A 20,816-nucleotide genomic window follows, 5' to 3' on the forward strand; every position below is an offset into this window, starting at 1 on the left:
GGTAAACCTCGGATTGACAGCTCTGCCATCACGGTTTCTATTTGCGGTGACGGGGGTGTGCGATCCCCCCGCGAGGCGACATGCCGAAGAATCGCGTCCTGATCGTCACCAGGGACGCAACATGTCATTTTCAACCTCCAAACCATCTTCAACCTCCAAGCCATCCCTCAAATTGTCCCGACTGATCGGCGCGCGACCGCGCCGACGCGCCATAGGCGAGGGCATCGGGTGCTGGCATCCTGTTGCGCCGTCGTGGCCTTTGTCCGAAGGCGACGTCACAAAGCGGGCTTCACGTGGGGCGGGGAATACCACCAGGAGAACGATCATGCGCACACCAGCGATCTTTCACGCAGTCCTGCTTTTGGCGACTGCAGGCGTGTTGTCGAGCGCACATGCGCTGACACAGGAGGAGTTCGTCGCCAAACTCCAGGCCGCCGGCTATTCGCAGGTCAGCGACATCAAGTCGACTGCAGAAGGCACGACCGCAAAGGCCGTGAAGAATGGCAAGGACGTGCGGCTCGTCGTGGACAGTAGCGGACAGATCAAGGAACAGAAGTGAACCCTTGGGGGCGCGAGAGCCTGAAACCAAGCTCAAGGAGTAGATCAATGCGAAAGACGATCTCGGCGCTGATCGGCGTCAGTGCCAGCTTCATCGCGAGCGCTCATGCGCAGGATGTTGATTGGAAGAAGGTCGACGAAACGCTGGGCCGCAAGCCCAGTGTTGCGGACGATGTCCACCGCTACGGCTTCCCTCGTACCGATCTCACCGTGACTTTGGATGGAGTCACGATCAAGCCGGCGCTCGCGCTTGGCGGCTGGCTCGCGTTCAAGCCTGCGCATGGCGGCGCCATGGTCATGGGTGACCTTGTGCTCCTCGAGACCGAGATCAATCCTGTGATGGCGAAGATGATCGCGAGCGGTATCGAGATCACCGCCGTGCACAATCATCTCCTGCGCGCGAGCCCGGCGACGTTCTACATGCACGTCGCCGGACATGGCGATCCCGTCAAGCTGGCCTCGGCAATCCACGATGCCCTCGCCGAAAGCAAAACTCCTCTGACGGTCGCGGCGGCGGGCAACCCGCCTGCCATCGACCTCGACACGGCGAAGCTCGACCAGATCATCGGCGTCAAAGGGCAGGGCAATGGCGGCGTCTACCAGTTCAACGTCAAGCGGCGCGACCCGATCACGGAAGACGGCATGCCGCTGACCCCGGTCGGCCCGATGGGCGTCGCGATCGCCATCAACTTCCAGCCGACCGGCGGCGGCAAGGCGGCCATCACCGGCGACTTCGTCCTCACCAGCGACGAGGTGAACCCGGTCATCGTGGCGCTGCGCACGCACGGCATCGAGGTGACGGCGCTGCATAGTCACATGCTGGACGAGCAGCCACGGCTCTTCTTCATGCATTTCTGGGCAAACGACGATGCGATCAAGCTTGCTGAGGGCCTGCGGGCGGCGCTCGACAAGACCGCCAGCACGAAAAGCTGACGCGAAGCCGAGCTGGTGATTATTGCTCGCCGCGTATGACGACTGCCGCCATCGCGGCCGCGCATCGCTCAAGCCGAGCGGCCAGCCGCAAGCTCGCGCGTGATCCACTCGGTAAAGGCGCGGATGGCCCGACGCTGCTGGCCTGCGCGGGGAAAGACCAGATGATGGCCGACATAGCGAATGTCGGTGGAACGTCTGGCAAGTGGCGCCACCAACAGCTTGGTCGCAATCTCGCGTTCGGCGAGCCGCGTTGATTCCAGCGTCACGCCAAGTCCGCTCGACGCCATCGCGATCGCCAGGAAGCTGCGATCGAAGCGCATGCCGTGGATGGCCGGCGCTTCGAGACCGTTGGCCGTGAACCATTGATGCCACTGCACCTGCTTGACGTCCGAGCGGATCAACACCTGGTCGAGAAGATCTTTCGGCTTGCGGATTTTCTTCGCGAGTTCGGGCGTGCAGAGCGGCGTCACGGTCTCTTCGCCCAGCGGAATGATCTCGACCCCTTCGGCCCTGGGCTGGCCGTAGACGATGTCGATGTCGAAATCGTCGTTGCTGAACCTCGCATATTCCGTGTTGGCGGCGAGCCGAACCTCGAGCTTGGGCTCGGCGGCCATGAAGCGGGCGAGCCGCGGGGCGAGCCACTGGGCGGCGAAGCTCGGTGCGCAGTGCACCCGCAGCAATTGCGGGCCGCGGCCTGCGACCTCCTCGATGCCTCGGCGCAGATTGTCGAAAGCGGCGCCGGCATGACGCATCTGGTTCTCGCCCGCCGGCGTCAGCCGCACCGCCCGGGCGCTGCGCTCGAACAGGACGGTGCTCATCGCGCTTTCGAGCTTGCGAATGGCGTGGCTGACCGCGCTCGGAGTGAGATGCAGCTCGTTCGCCGCGTCCCGGAACGAGCCGGTGCGGGCGGCCGCCTCGAAGGCGCGGATGGACGATATCGGGATACTGGACAGCAGCATCCGACAAGTGAACCAAATTCACCCATGCAAGACAACAGCGCGTTTGTCCGAAAGCGCGCTGCCGCATAATCAAACGGGTCAAGAACTGCGGCGCCGTCGGTGCCAGGCAACAGCCATTCAGGGAGGACCACAATGCTGCTACGCGGCAAGACAGCCATCATCACCGGAGCGGCCTCTCCGCGAGGCATTGGCCTTGCAACCGCCCGCCGCTTTGCGGCCGAGGGAGCCCGGGTCGCCGTTCTCGACATCGACGGTCCGGCCGCGGAAGACACAGCGCGCGGCCTCGAACCGGTCGCTGGCGAGCCGCACCTCGGCGTTGCCTGCAACGTCGCCGACAAGCAGGCCTGCATCAAGGCGGTCGAAGCGGTGATCGCGAAATTCGGCCGGATCGACATCCTCATCAACAATGCCGGCGTGACGCAGTCCGTAAAACTTCTCGACATCAAGCCGGAAGATTGGGACCGCATCCAGGACGTCAACCTCAAGGGCATCCTGTTCCTGTCGCAGGCGGTGATCCCGCACATGCAAAAGCGCAGGAGCGGTTCGATCGCGTGCATGTCGTCGGTCTCGGCTCAACGCGGCGGCGGCATCTTCGGCGGACCGCATTATTCGGCGGCAAAGGCCGGCGTGCTCGGGCTCGCCAAGGCGATGGCGCGCGAGTTCGGGCCCGACGGCATCCGCGTCAATTGCGTGACGCCCGGCCTGATCGGCACCGATATCACCGCCGGCAAGCTCACGGACGAGATGCGGGCGAAGATCCTCGAGGGCATTCCGCTCGGCCGGCTCGGCGAGGCCGCCGATGTCGCCGGCATCTACACCTTCCTCGCTTCCGACCTCTCGGCCTACGTGACCGGCGCCGTCATCGACGTCAACGGCGGCATGCTGATCCACTGAGCGGAGGAGGGGAGAGACGATCATGGCAACACCAACGCTCGCAAACGCGCCGACGCTTGCGCAGCGCGCCCGCAACATCCGCCGCAACGCCCTGCTGATGGGCGAGGTCCAGGGCCAGGGCTATATCGCGCAGGCGCTCGACATCGCCGACGTCTTGGCTGTGGCCTATTTTCACGCCATGCAGTTTCGTGCCGAAGATCCCGCCTGGGAAGGCCGCGACCGTTTCCTGCTGTCGAACGGGCACTATGCGATCGCTCTCTATGCAGCCCTGATCGAGGCCGGGATCATTCCCGAGGCTGAACTCGAAACCTACGGTTTCGACGAGAGCCGACTGCCGATGTCCGGCATGGCGTCCTATACGCCGGGCATGGAGATGTCTGGCGGCTCGCTCGGACTTGGTCTTGGCATCGCCGTCGGCATGGCGCTCGGGCTGAAGCGCAAGCGGTCGACGTCGCGCATCTTCACGCTGTTCTCCGACGGCGAGCTGGACGAGGGCTCCAAATGGGAGGCCATCATGTCGGCGGCTCACCACCAGCTCGACAATCTGATCGCGATCGTCGACGTCAACAATCAGCAGGCCGATGGTCCATCGAAGCAGATGCTGGGCTTCGAGCCTCTGGTCGACAAGCTCGAGGCGTTCGGCTGGTTCGTGCAGCGTGTCGACGGCAACGATCTCGACGCGGTGGTGGGCGCCTTCGATGCCGCGATGGCGCATCCCGAGCCAAAGCCCCGCATGATCGTCGCCGACACGTTGATGGGCAAGGGCGTTCCTTTCCTGGAGCAGCGTGAGAAGAACCATTTCATTCGTGTCGAGCCGCATGAATGGCAGCTGGCGCTGTCGGCGCTGAACGCGGGAGAGCAGTCATGAAGTCCGTGGGATCGACACCGTCCGGAAAGCCGCGACTGACCACCTCCGCCATGATCGCCTCGATCGCGGCGGAAGGGCAGCGCACCAGGCCGGCGCCGTTTGGCCATGCGCTGGTCGAGCTTGCCTGCAGCCGCGAAGACGTCTTGGGCATGACAGCCGATCTCGGCAAATACACCGACCTGCACATCTTCGCGCAGGCCTTTCCGGATCGCTACTATCAGATGGGCATGGCCGAGCAGCTTTTGTTCGGCGCAGCCTCGGGTCTCGCCGCCGAAGGTTTCATGCCGTTCGCCACCACCTATGCGGTGTTCGCCTCGCGCCGAGCCTACGACTTTATCCATCAGACCATCGCGGAAGAAGACCGCAACGTGAAGATCGCCTGCGCGCTGCCTGGCCTGACCTCGGGCTACGGGCCGAGCCATCAGGCCGCCGAGGACCTCGCGCTATTCCGCGCGATGCCCAACATGACGGTGATCGATCCCTGCGATGCCCATGAGATCGAGCAGATCGTTCCAGCCATCGCCGCGCATCGAGGGCCTGTTTATATGCGCCTGTTGCGCGGCCAGGTGCCGCTGGTGCTCGACGAGTACAATTACCGTTTCGAGCTCGGCAAGGCGGCGCTGCTGCGCGATGGCGCCGACGTTCTGATCATCTCCTCGGGCATCATGACAATGCGTGCACTGGAGGCGGCCCAGTCCCTCCAGGACGATCGCGTCAATGCGGCTGTCCTGCACGTGCCCACGATCAAGCCGCTCGACACCGAGGCGATCCTGGGCGAAGCGGGCAAGCCCGGCCGTCTGGTCGTGGTCGCCGAGAACCACACCGTCATCGGCGGCCTTGGCGAGGCCGTGGCGGCGCTGCTGATGCGCGCGGGCGTGCATCCGACGTTCCGGCAGATTGGGCTCCCCGACGAATTTCTCGCCGCCGGCGCGCTTCCGACCCTGCACGATCGCTACGGCATCTCGACCGCGGAAGTGACGCGGCAGATCAAGGAGTGGCTGCGCTAACGCAGCCACCTTTCGTAACTGACCAGATCGACATGCTTCGCAGCGCAGCTGCGGAGAACGAGAGCTGCTGTCCAATGCCGACGCATCGAGAGTCGGCCGGCAGCAACAGCTGGTGGCGGAAGCCGTCGCAGCACTTCAGCCCATGCTCAACAGGAGGAAACGATGACCTTGCGCAAGCCGACCACCCTCAGCCGTCGCAGATTGCTGATGGCAGGCGCCGCCGTGCCGCTATGTGCCGTTCTCACACGCCCGGCGTCGGCGGCGGAGTTCACCTACAAGCTCGCGACGGGACAGGATCCGACCCATCCGGTCAACACCCGCGCAAAAGAGGCGATCGACCGCATTCGCGAGGCCACGGGCGGCCGGCTCGAGATCAACCTGTTTCCGGCCAACCAGCTCGGTTCAGACACCGATCTCCTGACGCAGGTGCGCAACGGCGGCGTCGAGTTCTTCAACCTGTCGTCCCTGATTCTCGCGACGCTGGTCCCGGCCGCAGGCATCGTCAATCTCGGCTTTCTCTTCACGAGCTATGACGCGGTCTGGAAGGCGATGGATGGCGAGCTCGGCGCCTATATCCGCGCACAAATCGCCAAGACGCCGATCATGGCGGTGTCGAGCCCCTGGGACAACGGCTTCCGCCACGTCACCTCGTCCGGCCGCGAGATCAGGACACCGGAGGACCTCAAGAATTTCAAGCTGCGCGTGCCGGCTGCGCCCAATCTGACCTCACTGTTCCAGGCACTCGGTGCGGGACCTGCGCCGATCAATTTCAACGAAGTGTACTCCGCGCTCCAGACCAAGGTGGTCGACGGGCAGGAGAACCCGCTGCCGATCATCGCGACCGCCCGTCTCTACGAGGTGCAGAAGACCTGCTCCCTGACCGGCCATGTCTGGGACAATTATTGGATCCTCGGCAACAAACGCGCCTTCGCGAAATTGCCGAAGGACGTGCAGGCGATCGTGACGCGCGAGTTCGATCGCTCGGCCAAGGACGAGCGCGCCGATATCGCGAAGCTGAGCGACTCGCTGCGCGCGGATCTGACCGCCAAGGGCATGCAGTTCATCGAGGTCGACCGCGGCGCGTTCCGGCAGGCACTCGCGAAGACGAGCTTCTACGCCGACTGGAAGGGCAAGTTCGGCGAAGAGGCTTGGGCGCAGCTCGAGAAAGCGGCGGGCAAGCTGTCATGACGGCCGTCAACCATACGCCCAACATCGACGAAGGTGCCGCTGTCGCGGCACCTCAATCTGGTGTGCGCCTGTGGGCCGTCAGGGCCAACAAGCTGCTTGGTCATGTGGTTGCGATCCCGGCCGCACTCCTGGTGCTGGCCGAGATTGTCGTGCTGTCGGCCGGCATCGTCGGCCGATACGTGTTTCACGCCCCGATCATCTGGGCCGACGAGCTCGCCGGCATCCTGTTCCTGTGGCTCGCCATGCTGGGATCCGTGATCGCCTTCCAGCGCGGCGAGCACATGCGGATGACGGCCATCATCGGCATGCTCCGCACCGATGCGCGCGCATTCCTGGATGTCGTTGCCGCCGCAGCATCACTGGCGTTCCTGCTGCTGGTGATCCATCCGGCTTACGAATTCGCGGCCGACGAGGTGTTCGTCACGACGCCGGCGCTCGAGATCGTCAACAGCTGGCGTGCCGCGGCATTGCCCGTTGGTATCGGATTGATGCTGGTCGCGGCGGTTCTGCGGCTCGTTCGCATCGCCGGCTTGCGCAGCCTGCTGGCGGCCGTGGCGCTGGTCGCCGGCGTCATCGCTTCGCTTGTCCTCGCGGCGCCGCTGCTGAAACCGCTAGGCAATCTGAACCTGCTCATCTTCTTCGTGGTCATCGTCGGCGCCATGGTGCTGGCGGCGGTGCCGATCGCGTTCGCCTTTGGTCTTGCCACCGTCGGCTATCTGACGTTGACGACGAGTACGCCTGATGTGGTCATCATCGGACGGATGGACGAAGGCATGAGCCATCTGATCCTGCTGGCCGTGCCTCTGTTCGTGTTCCTCGGCCTGCTGATCGAAATGACCGGCATGGCGCGTGCCATGGTCGGCTTCCTCGCCAGCCTGCTCGGCCACGTGCGCGGCGGCCTGCACTATGTCCTTGTCGGGGCGATGTACCTGGTGTCGGGCATCTCGGGGTCGAAGGCGGCCGACATGGCGGCAGTGGCGCCGGTCTTGCTTCCCGAGATGACCAAGCGCGGCGCCAAGCCTGGCGATCTCGTCGCGCTTCTTGCGGCAACCGGAGCCCAGACCGAGACCATTCCGCCGTCGCTGGTGCTGATCACCATCGGCTCGGTCACCGGCGTGTCGATCGCGGCGCTGTTCACCGGCGGCCTGCTGCCTGGCATCGTGCTGGCGATCGGTCTCTGCTCCGTCGTCTGGTGGCGATACCGCGGCGAGGACCTGTCGCATGTGAAGCGCGCGACGGGGAGAGAGATCGGCCGCGCCTTCGTCATCGCAATTCCGGCCATGGCGCTGCCCTTCGTCATCCGCGCCGCGGTGGTCGAGGGCGTCGCGACCGCGACCGAAGTGTCGACGATCGGCATCGTCTATTCGGTTCTCGCCGGGCTCCTGATCTATCGCCAGTTCTCCTGGCGCCGGCTTTATCCGATGCTGGTGGAGACCGCGTCGCTGTCCGGTGCGATCCTGCTGATCATCGGCGCCGCGACCGGCATGGCGTGGGCCCTGACGCAATCGGGCTTCTCCGCATCGCTCGCCAAGTTCATGACCGCGCTACCGGGCGGAACGCCGGTGTTCCTCGGCGTGACGATCGTGGCCTTCGTCATTCTCGGCAGCGTGCTCGAAGGCATCCCGGCCATCGTGCTGTTCGGGCCGCTGTTGTTTCCGATCGCCCGCCAGGTCGGCGTGCACGAGGTGCACTACGCGATGGTCGTCGTTCTCGCCATGGGCATCGGCCTGTTCGCCCCGCCATTCGGGGTCGGCTATTATGCGGCATGCGCGATCAGCCGCATCAGCCCCGACGAAGGCATCAAGCCGATCGTCGGCTATATCGTGGCCTTGCTGATCGGCACGCTGGTGGTTGCCGCGATCCCGTGGATTTCGACCGGATTCCTGTGATGCGGGAGATCTTGTCGGCGCGCGTCATTGCTCGCCGCTACGGCTGAGGGGGAAAGCGGTCGAACGTCGGCAGCTCGTGCGCGTGCTCCATCCAGCGAAGCCGCTCGGCGACCTGGATCTGCATCGCCGGCGGCACCGCATCGGGATGTCGTAAGTCGCGCTCTGGACGTCGATGACCCCGGGCTGCATGCTGGCGTTGAAATAGAACAGGCCGGTTCCGCAGTCAGCGCAGAAGTGCCGCCGCACATGTTCCGAAGACCGGTACACCTTGGGCTCGCCCTTGGTCACCTTGACGGCATTCTCCGCGTACATCGTCCAGCCGACCACTGGGGCGCCAGCGTGAAGCCTGCAATCGCGGCAGTGGCACAGCGCGTGCACGATCATCTCGCCTTCGATCTGATAACGGATTGCACCGCAGTGACAGCCGCCGGTGATGGTGCTCATGCGTTCCTCCCGATTTGAAGGCTTCGCAGATCGATAGCTCTCGAGGCTTGCTGCTTCAACGGCGCAATCGATTTGCGCTTGCGTCCTACTGTCGCCTGACAGCCATGTCGAGCTTTACGGTGCAGTCGTCCGCTTCCCATATGCCGACGATCGCGTCAGGAGCGGTCGGCTCGCCATGGGCCATCGGAATGAGCGCGGTGTCAGCAGTCTGAAAAGACCTGCCGAGTATGGCTAAGCGGTGTCCGGTCCGGCTCGTTCAACCTCTGCTCCCACATGAAAACACCCGCGACGGACTGCTCCGCGCGGGTGTGACGAACTCTCGATGATGCCAGTATGCCGGTGTTTTGCCCGACGTGTCAAATTTCCGAATTCTTGATGCGAGGCCGCAGCGTCGGTTTTTTGGGTGGTCGGATAGCCCAACGATTTCAATGTCCCCGCTACTGTGCATGGGGTTGTTTTCGCACTTTTTCTTGTTGCACCGCCGAAGCGGAGCGCATCAACGCCGGCCGCGCGGCGCTTCGGCCTTGGCGGGCGGCTCGGTCTGCGGGGCGCAGGTCGCAGCCTGAAGCGTCGCCTGCGCCTGTTGCATCAGGCCGGGCTCGGGGGCGAGCGCCTTCATCACGATCAGGCCGGTGGTAGCAGGGGAGTCAATGATCAGCCGGTCGGCCGCGGTGACCTCCTCGTCCTCGGGCAGCTCGTTGTGCTGCGCTTCCGTCATCAGGTCGAGCTCGATCACCTTGCGGCCCGCCGAGCGGTCGTTGATGGCGTAATAGGCGATCTCGTTGCGGGTGTAGAACGACACCGAGGTGTAGGCCTGGCTCACCGGCACGGCCAGCTTGATTGGACCGCCCGACAGATCGTAGCGGCAGATCGCGAGCGCAAAGGCCGGGTCCATGAACGGCATCGGTGAGGTCTGCGGGTCGGCGAGGGGAAGCTGGGTGACTGCGTTCACCGTCGTCATCGGCGTCAGGCGCGAATAGGCATCCTGGGTCGCGATCCGCGGCAGCGCCAGCACGCTGACGAGATGGACCACGAGGCCCAGAACGATGCCGGCAACGATGGTGAACAGCAGCCGGATCATGAGCAGCCCACCGTTGTGATCGTAGGCATCGGCGCATCGCGCTGAGTGCGTGTGGCAACGCCGACCGGGGTATCGTAGAGGCGCAGCATCAAGGCGTAGCGCTCGATGCCGCCGGTCGGCAGCCAGTTGCCGGCGCGCGAGCGCGAGGCGATGCGGATCTCGAACGTGCCGTCGGACTGGCGCACGATCTCCTGGCTGGTGAAGCCGTAGCGGGCAAGCGAATTGGCGACGAGATGGCCCTTACGGTCGTACAGCGTCAGCGTCCAGAACCGCGCCGGCGGTGTCACGCCGGAGACGACGACGTCACAGCGGCCGTCGAGCGCCTTCTTCTTGTCATCGGCGGTCGCGGTGAAGGCGACGCCATCGCCGGTGCCGATCGGCAGCTCGCCGTTGCGCACGATGGTGGCGCGTGAATAGGGATCGACGTCGGCCGTGCCGGTGCGCGGACGGGCGGTCCAGGGGCCGATCGTCAGCGCGCCGATCTCGGTGCCGCGCGTCGTCGTCATCCAGGTCGCGCCGACGCCGACGACAGTGGCGAGCAGAAGGGCCGTCAATGTGATCAGGATCAGCCGCACGGGTTTCGATCAGTTCTTGCGCGGGGCGGAGGTGTTGGCGTTCTCTTCCGCATAATTCTGCGGGAAGGCGAGCGCATTCGTCGACGAGGCCGGCTTGGTATCGGCGGCCGCCGATTTGTTCACAGTTTTGGCCGCATCATCAAGCAGCTTCTCGACGCGCACCAGAATGTCGGCGCCGCGCTTGGTCAGCACTGGCGGCGGACCGGGCTTGGTCTCCAGCACCTTCGGCGCCGCATTGGCCTGCGCGTTGGCGATCTGCTGCGGCGGCAGCTTCTGGCCCATGCCGATGCCGGGGATCTCCCGGACCTCGACGCCCTGATGCGCCGCGACCATGATGTCGTGCCAGGTCTGCGCCGGCAGCGAGCCGCCGGTCATGCGGTTGGTCGGCGAGTAGTCGTCGTTGCCATACCACACCGCGCAGGTGAAATTGCCGGTGTAACCGACGAACCAGGCGTCACGATACGCATTGGTGGTGCCGGTCTTACCCGCGGTCGGAATGCCGTCCAGCGCGGCGCGGCGTGCGGTGCCTTCGCTGACGACGTGACTCATCATGCCCGCCATGTCGGCGGCGATGTTCGGCGGAATGGCCTGCTTCGGCTTCGGCCCGTCGCGATCCCAGCGCCAAACGAGGTCGCCTGCGCCGGTGCGCACCTCCAGCACCGAGTGCGGCGTCACCGCTTTGCCGCGGTTCGGGAAGGTCGCGTAGGCGACGGCGTGCTCCAGCACGGTGACTTCGTCCGAACCGATCGGCAGCGACGGCGTGTCGGGCAGCGGCGCCTTGAGACCGAAGCGGCGCGCGACTTCGACGATCTTGGCACGGCCAATCTTGGCCGGGTTCGGCGCCTTCGGCTGCTCCTTCTGGCCGATCGCGATCGACAGTTTTACGGGCACCACGTTGATCGAGCGCGTAATCGCCTGCGTCAGCGTCACCGAGCCGGAATAGGAGTGGCCATAGTTCTGCGGACACCAATTGCCGATGCAGACCGGGCCGTCGACCACGATCGAGTTCGGCGTGAAGCCGTTCAGGAGCGCAGTGGTGTAGACGTAAGGCTTGAACGAGGAGCCGGGCTGGCGATAGGCGTCGGTGGCGCGGTTGAACTGGCTGGCGCCGTAGTCGCGACCGCCGACCATGGCGCGGATGCCGCCGTCGAGATCGGCGACCACGGTCGCCGCTTGCGTCGCGTGATAATCGCGGCCGAACTGGCGCAGCTGGTTCTCGATCGCGTCTTCGGCGGCCTTCTGCACATTGGTGTCGATCGCGAGCCGCACCACGAAGACTCGCTCGGTGTACGACTTCGGGAAGGTGTCGACGAGCTTGCGCATCTCGTCGAAGGCGTAGTCGAGATAATAATTCGGCGACGCCTCGTCGCGGCGGTCGACCGCGAAGGCCGGGTTGCGGCGGGCGCCGAACACCTGGCCCTCGGTCATGAAGCCGGCATCGACGAGGTTGTCGAGCACGACGTTGGCGCGCGCGCGGGCGGCCGGCAGGTTGATGTGCGGGGCGTATTTCGTGGGCGCCTTGAACAGGCCGGCGAGCATCGCTGCTTCCGCCAGCGTCACGTCGCGCGCCGATTTGTTGAAGTAGAAATGCGCAGCGCCATCGACGCCGAAGGTGCCGCCGCCCATATAGGCGCGGTCGAGATAGAGCTTGAGGATCTCGTTCTTGGTCAGGCGCCATTCCAGCCAGACCGCGAGGAAGGCTTCGTTGACCTTGCGCTCGATGGTGCGCTCGTTGCTCAAGAACAGATTCTTGGCGAGCTGCTGGGTGATCGAGGAGCCACCCTGGCGGACGCCGCCGGCCTGGGCGTTGGTGACGAGGGCGCGCGCGGTGCCGGCGATGTCGATGCCGAAATGGTCGTAGAAGCGGCGGTCCTCGGTCGCCAGCGTCGCCTTGATCAGCACGTCAGGAAAATCTTCCAGCGGGATCGAGTCGTTGTGCTTGATGCCGCGGCTGCCGATCGGGTTGCCGTAGCGGTCGAGGAAGGTCACCGCGAGGTCGGACTTCTTCAGCCAGTCCTCGTCCGCGGTCTCGCGGAAGGCGGGGATGGCGAGCGTCAGCATCACCACCAGGCCGCCGAGGCCGAGGGTCGCAGCTTCCGACAGCGGCTCGATGAACACCCAGCGCTTCCACCGCCCGACATAGAACCGGTCCATGAAGGTTGAGTAGCGCTCGTAGAGCTCACGGATGCCCTTGGCCGAGGAGAACAGCGAGGAGTCGATGCGCGCATCGAGATCCAGGAAGAAATTCCGGACCTTCTGCTTCCAATGCGGTGGTATGATCTGGCGCACCTAGAACCCTTGCGGCTTGCTTCGAAAGCGTTCAAGCACCCGGCCGGGGGCGGCATCGGAACGTCTTGCGGGAATGTTGCGGCAAACCCAAGGCGCCCGGTTCGCGTCCTTCGGGGACTTGCTGTTCCTTCTAGCCGAGCAGGGCCCATAAACCAATGGCCACGCTCGCGATTTTGAACAACAGGCCTAATTGACCCCGGGACATTACGGGCCTTCCGAGGGCGTTGCTTGCACCGTCACGGCCGCTCGCTCTAGATGACTTCGCCGTAGCTCTTTCGAACCTTTGTTGAGGCGCATGACCGCAGCTCCCAAACGACCTTCAAGCCAGGAAGGATTCTTCTGGAAAACCAAGACGTTGGAACAGCTGTCGGCGGCCGAATGGGAAAGCCTGTGCGACGGCTGCGGCCGCTGCTGCCTGAACAAGCTCGAGGACGAGGACACCGGGCAGATCTATTTCACCCATATCGGCTGCAAGCTGCTGGATGGGGCAAGCTGCGCCTGCAAGGACTACCCGAATCGTTCCGACAAGGTTCCGGACTGCGTCCGCCTGACCCCGGCCAATGTCCGCACCCTGAACTGGCTGCCGCCGAGCTGCGGCTACAAGCTCGTCGCCGAAGGTCGCGATCTTTATTGGTGGCACCCGCTGGTGTCGGGCGATCCCAATACCGTGCATGAGGCCGGCGTCTCCGTGCGCGGCCGGGTCGAGGGCAGCGAGGAGGAGATCCCCGACGAGGATCTCGAGGATCACATCGTGCAATGGCCGGCCGTGCTGCCGAAACGGGCCCGTCTGAAGCGACGTCCGAAGGACTGATCCGCCGCGCGCCTCGGATCACGTGTTCGGGATGACCCTGCGGTGGGATGCACCCATGCGCCGCGGTGTCTGCCCGGGAAGGATTTTGCTGTCTACATTGGACTGCATAGAACGAATCCTTCGCGGCGTTGTGCCGCCCCACGACGTCCGATCGAGATGAACAAGTTCGACCGGCAGAGCAGTTCTGCCGACATCCAGCCGTTCCCTGACGACATTGCCGAAGAGCTATCCCGCCTTCCGAGCGAGGTCATCAGCGTCGATGACGCGCCGTCCATCGCGCCGCCGGTGCCGCTGTCCCAGGACGAGGTCCGCACCATCGTCATCAGCCTGATGCTGACGATGTTCCTGGCAGCGCTCGACCAGACCATCGTGGCGACCGCGCTGCCGACCATCGGGCGCCAGTTCCAGGACGTTTCCAGCCTGTCCTGGGTGATCACGGCCTATCTGCTCGCCTCGACTGCGGTCGCGCCGGTGTTCGGCACGCTCAGCGACATCTACGGCCGCAAGGCCATGATCATCACCTCGCTCAGCCTGTTCGTCGCGGGCTCGGTGCTGTGCGCGATTGCGCCGAACATGCCGATGCTGATTCTCGCGCGCGGCCTTCAGGGCCTCGGTGGCGGCGGCATCATGCCGGTGGTGCAGACGGTGATCTCGGACGTCGTGAGCCCACGCGAGCGCGGCCAGTACCAGGCCTATTTCTCCAGTGTCTGGATGGTCGGCGGCATCCTCGGCCCGGTCATCGGCGGCGTGTTTGCCGAGCATCTGCACTGGTCGATGATTTTCTGGATCAACCTGCCGCTCGCGGCCGCCGCGATCGCGCTGCTGTTGCCGAGGATGAAGAAGATCCCGGTGTTCCACCGCAAGCGCAAGGTCGACTGGCTCGGCGGCGTGTTGCTGATGGCCTCGGCCGTCGTCTTCATGCTGGTGCTGACCTGGGGCGGCACGCGCTATCCCTGGCTGTCGCCGACCGTGCTCGCGATGGTCGGCGGCGCGGTCGCGCTCGTCGTCAGCTTCGTGTGGCACGCGCGGCGGGCGGACGAGCCGTTCCTGCCGCTGCCGCTGCTCGGCGGAAGTGTCGTACCATTTGGGCTGATGGCCGGCGGCTGTGCGCTCGGCGCGATCACGGGCCTCACGGTCCAGCTCCCGCTTTACTATGAATCCGTCTATCACCTCAGCGCCAGCGAGGCGGGCCTTGCGCTGATTCCGCTCGCAGCCGTCTCGACCTGCGGTGCGGCCATCGCCGGGCGGACGATGGCGCGGGCCAAGCACTACAAGCGCGTCGCCATCATCGGCACCTCCTGGGCCGCGCTGTGCGGCCTCGGGCTCACGTTGACGACGCTGCCGCTATGGGGCCTGCTGACGCTGATGGCCGCGTTTGCGCTCGGCCTCGGCACCACCTTTCCGGTCTGCGTGGTCTCGGTGCAGAATTCGGTCGCGCGGCCGCAGATCGGTACTATCACCGGTGCGTTGAACTTCTTCCGCTCGCTGATGTCGTCCTTCACGGTCGCGGCGTTCGCGGCCATCCTGCTGATCGCGCTCGGTGCCGACATTCCGCTCGGCGAGCATCACGCCGCCGTCAGCACGATTCCCGCCGACGACATGCGGCATGCGTTCCGCTACGTCTTCGGCGCCGCCACGGCGCTGATGACCGGTGCTGCGCTCTGTCTGATCGCAATGGAGGAGCGGCCGCTGGCCGGTCCCTCGGCGAAGCAACCCGTCGAGATGGCGGAGTAGGGCTTAGCCGCCGCCTGCATCCGCAAAACTGCTCTTCCGCGGCAGCCGGATCGTGAACTCCGTGAACGCGCCGGGTTCGGTCGCGACGTCGATCGTGCCGCCGTGCTGCTTCACCACGATATCGTGGCTCATCGACAGCCCGAGGCCGGTGCCTTCGCCGGCCGGCTTGGTGGTGAAGAACGGATTGAACATCTTCTCCCTGACCTCGTCCGCAATGCCGGTGCCGTTGTCGCGGACGCGGATCTCGATGCTGTCGCCGCGGTCGCGCGTCGCGGCGACCACCACCGGCTCGTAATCGGCGGCGCCCTCGGCCTTGCGCTTGGTGACCGCGTGGAAGCCGTTCGAGATCAGGTTTAGCAGCACCCGGGTGATCTCCTGCGGAAACACTTCGGCTTGCCCGGTCGCGGGATCGAGCTCGCGCTTCAACGTCACGTCGAACCCCGGCTTCTCGGCGCGCGCGCCGTGATAGGCGAGGTTGAGGCTCTCTTCCACCAGCGCGTTGATGTCGCTCAGTCCATGCTCGCTGCCGCCTTCGCGCGAATGCAGCAGCATGTTCTTGACGATGGAATCGGCCCGCCGCCCGTGCTGCACGACCTTTTGCAGATTGTCCTTCAGAAGCCCCGTCAGTTCGTCGACCTCCGCGCGGACATCGTCTGCGAACTTAACCGGCGCAAGTACCTTGTTCAGCTCGTCGGTCAGTTCGGCGGAGAGCGAAGCAAAATTGTTGACGAAGTTGAGCGGGTTCTTGATCTCATGCGCGATCCCGGCGGTGAGCTGGCCGAGCGAGGCGAGCTTCTCGGTCTGGATCAGCCGGTCCTGTGCGGCGCGCAGATCGTCGAGCGATTTGGCGAGGTCCTGCGTGCGGTCCTGCACCTCGTTGAACAGGCGCGTGTTCTCGACCGCGATCACGGCCTGGTCGGCAAAGGTCTTGAGCAGGTTGATCGCCTTGTCGGGGAAATGACCGGGCTCGGGCCGCGTGACGGCGATGGTGCCGATCGCGACGCCGTCGCGCAGCATCGGCACGACGAGGATGCTGCGATAGCCTCGCGTCCGCGCCAGCTCCTTCATGGCCTCGGTGAGATCAGGTTCGCTCTGCATGTCGCTGCGGAAGGCATATTGTCCGCTTCGGGCCACCCGGCTGTGAATGCCTGAGGCCGACAGCGGCGTCGGGAACGAGCTGAGCAGGTCCGCATTGCCGGCCTCGTTGTCGGTGGTGAAGGCCGCCAGATGCAGCATGCCGTCGATGACGCGGGTGACGGTGGAGGAGTGCCCGCCGATCAGCGCCTTGGCGCTGTCGGAGATGGCTTGGAACACCGGCGTGACGTCGGCGGGCGAAGCCGCGATCACCTTGAGGATGTCGGCGGTCGCGGTCTGACGTTCCAGCGCTTCCCTGGTGGCGTTGAACAGGCTGACATTCTTGATCGCGATCACCGCCTGGTCGGCGAAGGTCTGCAGCAGTCGCACGTGATGCTCGGCGAAGCGGCCGGTCGCGCGGCGTGTGGCGATGATGATGCCGATGGCTTCGCCCTCGCTCATCAACGGCGTGAACAGCATGCTGCGATAGCCGCGGGCGCGCGCGATGTCGCGCGCGGCCGGCTCGAGCTCGGTGTCGGGCAGTTGCGCCGCCGCGCCGTTGGCCACGAGCTGGTAAGGCGGGAATTGCGTGAACGCTACCGGAAACGAAGCCTGGAGCACGCGATCGCCCGCGGGATCGGTCGGCGTGAATGCCGCAAGATGCGCGGCGCCGTCGACATAGCGCAGCACCGCGGTGGAGAAGCCGCCGATCAGGCGATTGGCGTTGCCGGCGATGGCCTCGAACACCGGCTGCACGTCGGAAGGCGAGGCGGCCATCACCTTGAGGATGTCGGCGGTTGCGGTCTGGCGCTCCAGCGCCTCGCGCGTCTCGTTGAACAGGTTCGCATTCTCGATCGCGATCACGGCCTGGTCGGCAAAGGTCTGGAGCAGCTGCACGAGATCGGGCGCGAACGCGCCCGGCTCGGCGCGCGTGACGCTGATCATGCCGACCGGCGCGCCCCGGTTCATCAGCGGCATGAACAGCACGCTGCGGAAGCCGCGCAACCGCGCCAGCTCCCGGTTCAGCTCCGGGACGTCGGCGGCCTCGCTGTCGGGAAACTGGATCGTCTCGCCGTCGCGCACGAGCGCAAAAGTCGGGAAGTCCGCGATCTTGCGCGGGAACGACGCCTTGAGTCCTTCGTCCGCCTCCGGGCTGGTCGGCGTGAACGCCACGAGGTGCAGCTCATCGCCGATGAACTGAAGCACGGTGGCGGAGAAGCCGCCGAGCAGGCGCTTCGAGCTGGACGCGATCGCCGCGAAGACCGGCCGGGCGTCGGAGGGCGAGGCCGCGATGGTGCGCAAGATCTCGGCGCTGGCGCTCTGGCGATCACGCGCAACCGCAAGCTCGCCGCGCAGCCGTGCATTCTCCGCTGCGGCCGACTGCAATCGGCGCTCGAGTTCTTCGGTCTCGTTGGAAGGGGTGGTCATTCCTAATCCGGCTTGATGCCGCGGCTTGCGTGGCACCGGGCCGGATTATCACATCTTGTGCGGCCGGAGCCAGCGCCTGCGGCCTTGCCGCTGAAGCCCGTCCCGGCTCACGAGCCGGGCCGCGACACCTCGGTCTCCTTGCTGGTGATGAACTCCAGCAGCACCGGCACGCCTTCCTGCGTTTTCTGGATGCCGCGCTTGATCGCGGGCACGATGTCTTCCGGCCTCGTCACCCGCTCGCCATGACCGCCGAAGGCGCGCGCCATCGCGGCATAGTCGCCGGAGATGTCGGTCGAGCGATATTTCTCGGTCGAGACCGGCATCACCTTCAATTCGATCGCCATCGAGAAATTGTTGAGCAGGATCGACATGATCGGAATGCGCTCGCGTACTGCGGTCTCGAAGTCCATGCCCGTAAAACCAATGGCCGCATCGCCCCAGACATTGATACAGAGCTTGTCAGGCTTCGCGAGCTTGGCGCCCATCGCGAGCCCAAGGCCATAGCCGAGCTGCGTCGTCTTGCCCCAGCCGAGATAAGTGAGGGGCTCAATCGATTTCCAGAACGGCGAGAGCTGGTCGCGCGGGCTGCCGGCGTCATGCGTGATGATGGTGTTGTGGATGTCGACGGTGTGCTGAAGATCCCACAGCACGCGATAGGGGCTGAGCGGCGCGTCATTGCTGTTGAGTTTCGGCATCCATTTCGCCAGCCACTCTTTGTGCGAGGCCGCAATCTCGGCCGCGACCGCCGAGGCGTCGCGATCGGATGCAACCGACTTGCCGATTTCCTCCAGCAGTGCATCGAGTACAAGACCGGCATCGCCGACGAGACCGATCTTGGCTTCCACATCCTTGTTGAGATGGTTCGGGTCGAGCGTCGAATGGATGATGGTCTTGCCCTTCGGCATCGCGATGCCGAAATTGGTCTCGGTGAAGGAGCAGCCGATGCCGAAGATGACGTCGGCCTCGGCCAGAAACTTCGGCACCGCGCGCGGCACCGCGAGCCCGCCGGAGCCGAGGGATAGCGGATGTGTTTCCGGGAACGACGACTTGCCGCCGAGGCTGGTGGTGACGGGAATCGCCAGCCGTTCGGCGAGCCGTTTCAGTTGCGGCCACGCCTGCGCGTAATGCACGCCCTGGCCGGCATAGATCACCGGCCGTTTTGCATTCACGAGCAGGTTGGCTGCTTCCTTTACGTGAACAGGGTCGGCGCCGTAGCGCGTGCGCAGCACCGGCGTGTAGCTCAGCGGCTCCGGCACCTCCTCGTTCCACATATCGGAGGGGATCTCGACGATGACAGGCCCGCCGCGGCCGTTCTTCAGCTTGGTGAAGGCGCGGCGAAAGATGTTGGCGACTTCAGCGGCGAGGATGATTGGCTCGGAGGATTTCGCGAACGGCTTCATCGCCTCGCTGGAATTGAAGTTCGGCTCGATATGCGACAGCCGGCGCTGATAGCCCATCGGCAGCACCAGCACGGGAACGGATTCGCCAAAGCACTGCGCAACGCCGCCCATCGCGTTCTCCGCGCCCGGCCCATGCTGCATGCAGAACGCGCCGATGCTGCGGCCCGACGTCACCCGCGAGATCGCATCCGCCATGTGGATGCCGACACGCTCCTGCCGCACCATCACGGGTCGGATCTCGGCTTTCGCCGCATGCTCGATCAGATGGTTGACTGGATAGCCGCAGAGGATCTCGATCCCCTCACGCCGCATGATTTCTGCAATGGCGGTGCCGAGCTTCATGGCGTCTCTCTCCCTGGGCAGGCCGGTTGGTCCGGCTGATTGGAGGAGAGAGGATCAGGAAATTGGAGAAGGGTAAAGCGCGGACAGGCGATAGTCAGCTATGCAGCAAGCTATCGTAGCCCCGGATGGCTCAGAAGCCGTTCCCCGGATTTCGCTGAAGCGAAATCTGGATTACCAACTTGCTATTTGCAGTTCTTGCAGATCGTCAGCTTCCGTTTCAGCGACTCGTCTTCGTGATCAATCGATGACTGCCCGGCGGCATCCGTATCGGACCTGGAACCCTTCGATGCGCGTGATCGCGCAGCCGGCGTCAGCTGACTTGCGGTGTCATTGTCATCGACGGTGCCTACGCTGAAGCCATCGTAGTCGGCGGCCGGATTCGGCACCTGTGGAAGCCCGCCGATCACGGGTGGCGAAGCCTCTCTGCTGGATGCCGCCGGCAGAGGTCTGGAATTTTTGATGCTCGCGCGTGGCGGCGATACATCGGGCGGAGCCAGCGAAACCGGCGGTTGGGCTGAAGTCTGTCCCTTCGCGCCGTCTTGCCACCAGCCGCCGACCAACATGAGCCCGAGAGCCAGGATTGTCACGCTTCTCATCCGCATCCTTCAAACAGCTCTGGCTAGTCGACTAACGGCATCGCTCGTTGGGCTACGCTGAAGGATAGCAGGACTCACATGGCCGTCAAACCGCGTAGCCCGAGTGGAGCGAGGCGCAATCCACGCGCTTTCGTCCGCCAACGGAATCTCGGAGCCCGCAGACGTCCGACCTTCCCGCGTCCTCGTTTCTATGAAGGGATGCGGCGAAGCAAAGCTCGGGCGAAAGTCGCGAGAATGCGAAGCTCTGTCTGCTGTTTGAAATGTGAGTGGAAGAGAGGCGCCGTTGCGTCGCACTCCGTCATTGCAAGGAGCGAAGCGCCGAAGCAATCCAGAATCCCTCCGTGGAGCATTCTGGATTGCCTCGCGGAGCCTGTCATCGGGCCCGCGCTTTGCGTGGACCCGGTGGCTCTCAATGACGAGATTGAGGAGGCTGCATGCTCCGGCAAGGCCGCCGCGAGCCATGCTGAAGTCAACGCATAGAGACGTCGCCTCGGGCCAGGGCGGCCGTTACTTCAGCGACGAACTGATCGAGTTGAATTTGTTGTTGAGGAGCTGGCTGCCCGTGTTGTTCACGACGGTCACGATGGCCAGTGCAATGCCGGCGGCGATCAGGCCGTATTCGATGGCGGTGGCGCCAGTCTCATCGGCAAGGAAAGACCTAAGCAAACTCATTGCCAACTCCTCTTCATCCGAACCAATGTATGGCCGCGTCGTTTTCGAACCGGTAAATCGATCGAATAGATTTT

Annotated in this window: 18 protein-coding genes; 9 read left to right on the plus strand and 9 right to left on the minus strand. The window is 64.7% G+C overall.

The window, feature by feature from the left end:
- Positions 1 to 325 precede the first annotated feature (325 nt).
- Together BLV07_RS24940 and BLV07_RS24945 are read left to right on the plus strand one after the other, a co-directional pair.
- Entirely contained in the window at positions 326 to 559 is a 234-nt protein-coding gene (locus tag BLV07_RS24940; RefSeq protein ID WP_091890907.1) for a hypothetical protein, read from the plus strand.
- A 47-nt stretch (positions 560 to 606) separates the two neighbouring features.
- Positions 607 to 1,491 (plus strand): DUF1259 domain-containing protein, encoded by an 885-nt coding sequence (locus BLV07_RS24945; protein ID WP_091890910.1) that lies wholly within the window; start codon positions 607 to 609, stop codon positions 1,489 to 1,491.
- Positions 1,492 to 1,559: 68 nt separating this feature from the next.
- Here BLV07_RS24945 and BLV07_RS24950 read toward each other — a convergent pair whose 3' ends face one another.
- Positions 1,560 to 2,447 (minus strand): LysR substrate-binding domain-containing protein, encoded by an 888-nt coding sequence (locus BLV07_RS24950; RefSeq protein ID WP_091891037.1) that lies wholly within the window; start codon positions 2,445 to 2,447, stop codon positions 1,560 to 1,562.
- Between the two features lie 135 nt (positions 2,448 to 2,582).
- On the opposite strand from BLV07_RS24950, the gene BLV07_RS24955 reads away from it, so the two are divergent.
- The 5 genes from BLV07_RS24955 (at position 2,583) to BLV07_RS24975 (ending at position 8,296) form a co-directional block, all read left to right on the plus strand.
- Positions 2,583 to 3,344 (plus strand): SDR family NAD(P)-dependent oxidoreductase, encoded by a 762-nt coding sequence (locus BLV07_RS24955; protein ID WP_091890913.1) that lies wholly within the window; start codon positions 2,583 to 2,585, stop codon positions 3,342 to 3,344.
- A 22-nt stretch (positions 3,345 to 3,366) separates the two neighbouring features.
- Entirely contained in the window at positions 3,367 to 4,212 is an 846-nt protein-coding gene (locus BLV07_RS24960) for a transketolase (RefSeq protein WP_091890915.1), read from the plus strand.
- A complete protein-coding gene (locus BLV07_RS24965) occupies positions 4,209 to 5,219 on the plus strand; it encodes a transketolase family protein (RefSeq protein ID WP_176945737.1) in 1,011 nt (336 codons plus the stop codon). The genes BLV07_RS24960 and BLV07_RS24965 overlap by 4 nt, the downstream gene beginning before the upstream one ends.
- Positions 5,220 to 5,381: 162 nt before the next feature.
- On the plus strand, positions 5,382 to 6,407 hold the full coding sequence (locus BLV07_RS24970) for a TRAP transporter substrate-binding protein (protein ID WP_091890923.1): 1,026 nt from the start codon (positions 5,382 to 5,384) through the stop codon (positions 6,405 to 6,407).
- A complete protein-coding gene (locus tag BLV07_RS24975; protein ID WP_091890925.1) occupies positions 6,404 to 8,296 on the plus strand; it encodes a TRAP transporter large permease in 1,893 nt (630 codons plus the stop codon). Before BLV07_RS24970 ends, BLV07_RS24975 begins: the two co-directional genes overlap by 4 nt.
- Before the next feature lie 24 nt (positions 8,297 to 8,320).
- On the opposite strand, the gene BLV07_RS24980 is transcribed toward BLV07_RS24975, so the two are convergent.
- The 4 genes from BLV07_RS24980 to BLV07_RS24995 all read right to left on the minus strand — a co-directional run bounded on the left by BLV07_RS24980 (position 8,321) and on the right by BLV07_RS24995 (position 12,685).
- A complete protein-coding gene (locus tag BLV07_RS24980) occupies positions 8,321 to 8,740 on the minus strand; it encodes a GFA family protein (protein ID WP_244551206.1) in 420 nt (139 codons plus the stop codon).
- A 496-nt stretch (positions 8,741 to 9,236) separates the two neighbouring features.
- Positions 9,237 to 9,821, minus strand: a complete 585-nt coding sequence (locus BLV07_RS24985) for a DUF1254 domain-containing protein (RefSeq protein WP_091890927.1) — start codon at positions 9,819 to 9,821, stop codon at positions 9,237 to 9,239.
- Positions 9,818 to 10,396: a DUF1214 domain-containing protein gene (locus BLV07_RS24990; protein ID WP_091890931.1), complete on the minus strand. Its 579-nt coding sequence runs from the start codon at positions 10,394 to 10,396 to the stop codon at positions 9,818 to 9,820. Before BLV07_RS24990 ends, BLV07_RS24985 begins: the two co-directional genes overlap by 4 nt.
- 9 nt (positions 10,397 to 10,405) lie before the next feature.
- Complete coding sequence (locus BLV07_RS24995) at positions 10,406 to 12,685, minus strand: transglycosylase domain-containing protein (RefSeq protein ID WP_091890933.1); 2,280 nt, start codon at positions 12,683 to 12,685, stop codon at positions 10,406 to 10,408.
- A gap of 295 nt (positions 12,686 to 12,980) precedes the next feature.
- Here BLV07_RS24995 and BLV07_RS25000 point away from each other — a divergent pair, with 295 nt between their 5' ends.
- Both BLV07_RS25000 and BLV07_RS25005 read left to right on the plus strand, forming a co-directional pair.
- The gene (locus BLV07_RS25000) at positions 12,981 to 13,496 is read left to right on the plus strand and encodes a YcgN family cysteine cluster protein (protein ID WP_091890935.1); all 516 of its coding nucleotides are present in this window, start codon (positions 12,981 to 12,983) and stop codon (positions 13,494 to 13,496) included.
- Positions 13,497 to 13,652: 156 nt separating this feature from the next.
- Positions 13,653 to 15,230 (plus strand): MDR family MFS transporter, encoded by a 1,578-nt coding sequence (locus tag BLV07_RS25005; RefSeq protein ID WP_091890938.1) that lies wholly within the window; start codon positions 13,653 to 13,655, stop codon positions 15,228 to 15,230.
- A 3-nt stretch (positions 15,231 to 15,233) separates the two neighbouring features.
- On the opposite strand, the gene BLV07_RS25010 is transcribed toward BLV07_RS25005, so the two are convergent.
- From BLV07_RS25010 to BLV07_RS25025, 4 genes are all read right to left on the minus strand, one after another.
- Positions 15,234 to 17,732, minus strand: a complete 2,499-nt coding sequence (locus BLV07_RS25010; RefSeq protein WP_176945738.1) for a GAF domain-containing sensor histidine kinase — start codon at positions 17,730 to 17,732, stop codon at positions 15,234 to 15,236.
- Between the two features lie 107 nt (positions 17,733 to 17,839).
- Positions 17,840 to 19,495 (minus strand): thiamine pyrophosphate-requiring protein, encoded by a 1,656-nt coding sequence (locus BLV07_RS25015; RefSeq protein ID WP_283806536.1) that lies wholly within the window; start codon positions 19,493 to 19,495, stop codon positions 17,840 to 17,842.
- Positions 19,496 to 19,656: 161 nt separating this feature from the next.
- Positions 19,657 to 20,070, minus strand: a complete 414-nt coding sequence (locus tag BLV07_RS25020) for a hypothetical protein (RefSeq protein ID WP_176945739.1) — start codon at positions 20,068 to 20,070, stop codon at positions 19,657 to 19,659.
- A 507-nt stretch (positions 20,071 to 20,577) separates the two neighbouring features.
- A complete protein-coding gene (locus BLV07_RS25025; RefSeq protein WP_091890949.1) occupies positions 20,578 to 20,742 on the minus strand; it encodes a Flp family type IVb pilin in 165 nt (54 codons plus the stop codon).
- Between the last annotated feature and the right edge of the window lie 74 nt (positions 20,743 to 20,816).

The organism is Bradyrhizobium sp. Rc2d (assembly GCF_900099855.1).
Lineage (GTDB): Bacteria > Pseudomonadota > Alphaproteobacteria > Rhizobiales > Xanthobacteraceae > Bradyrhizobium.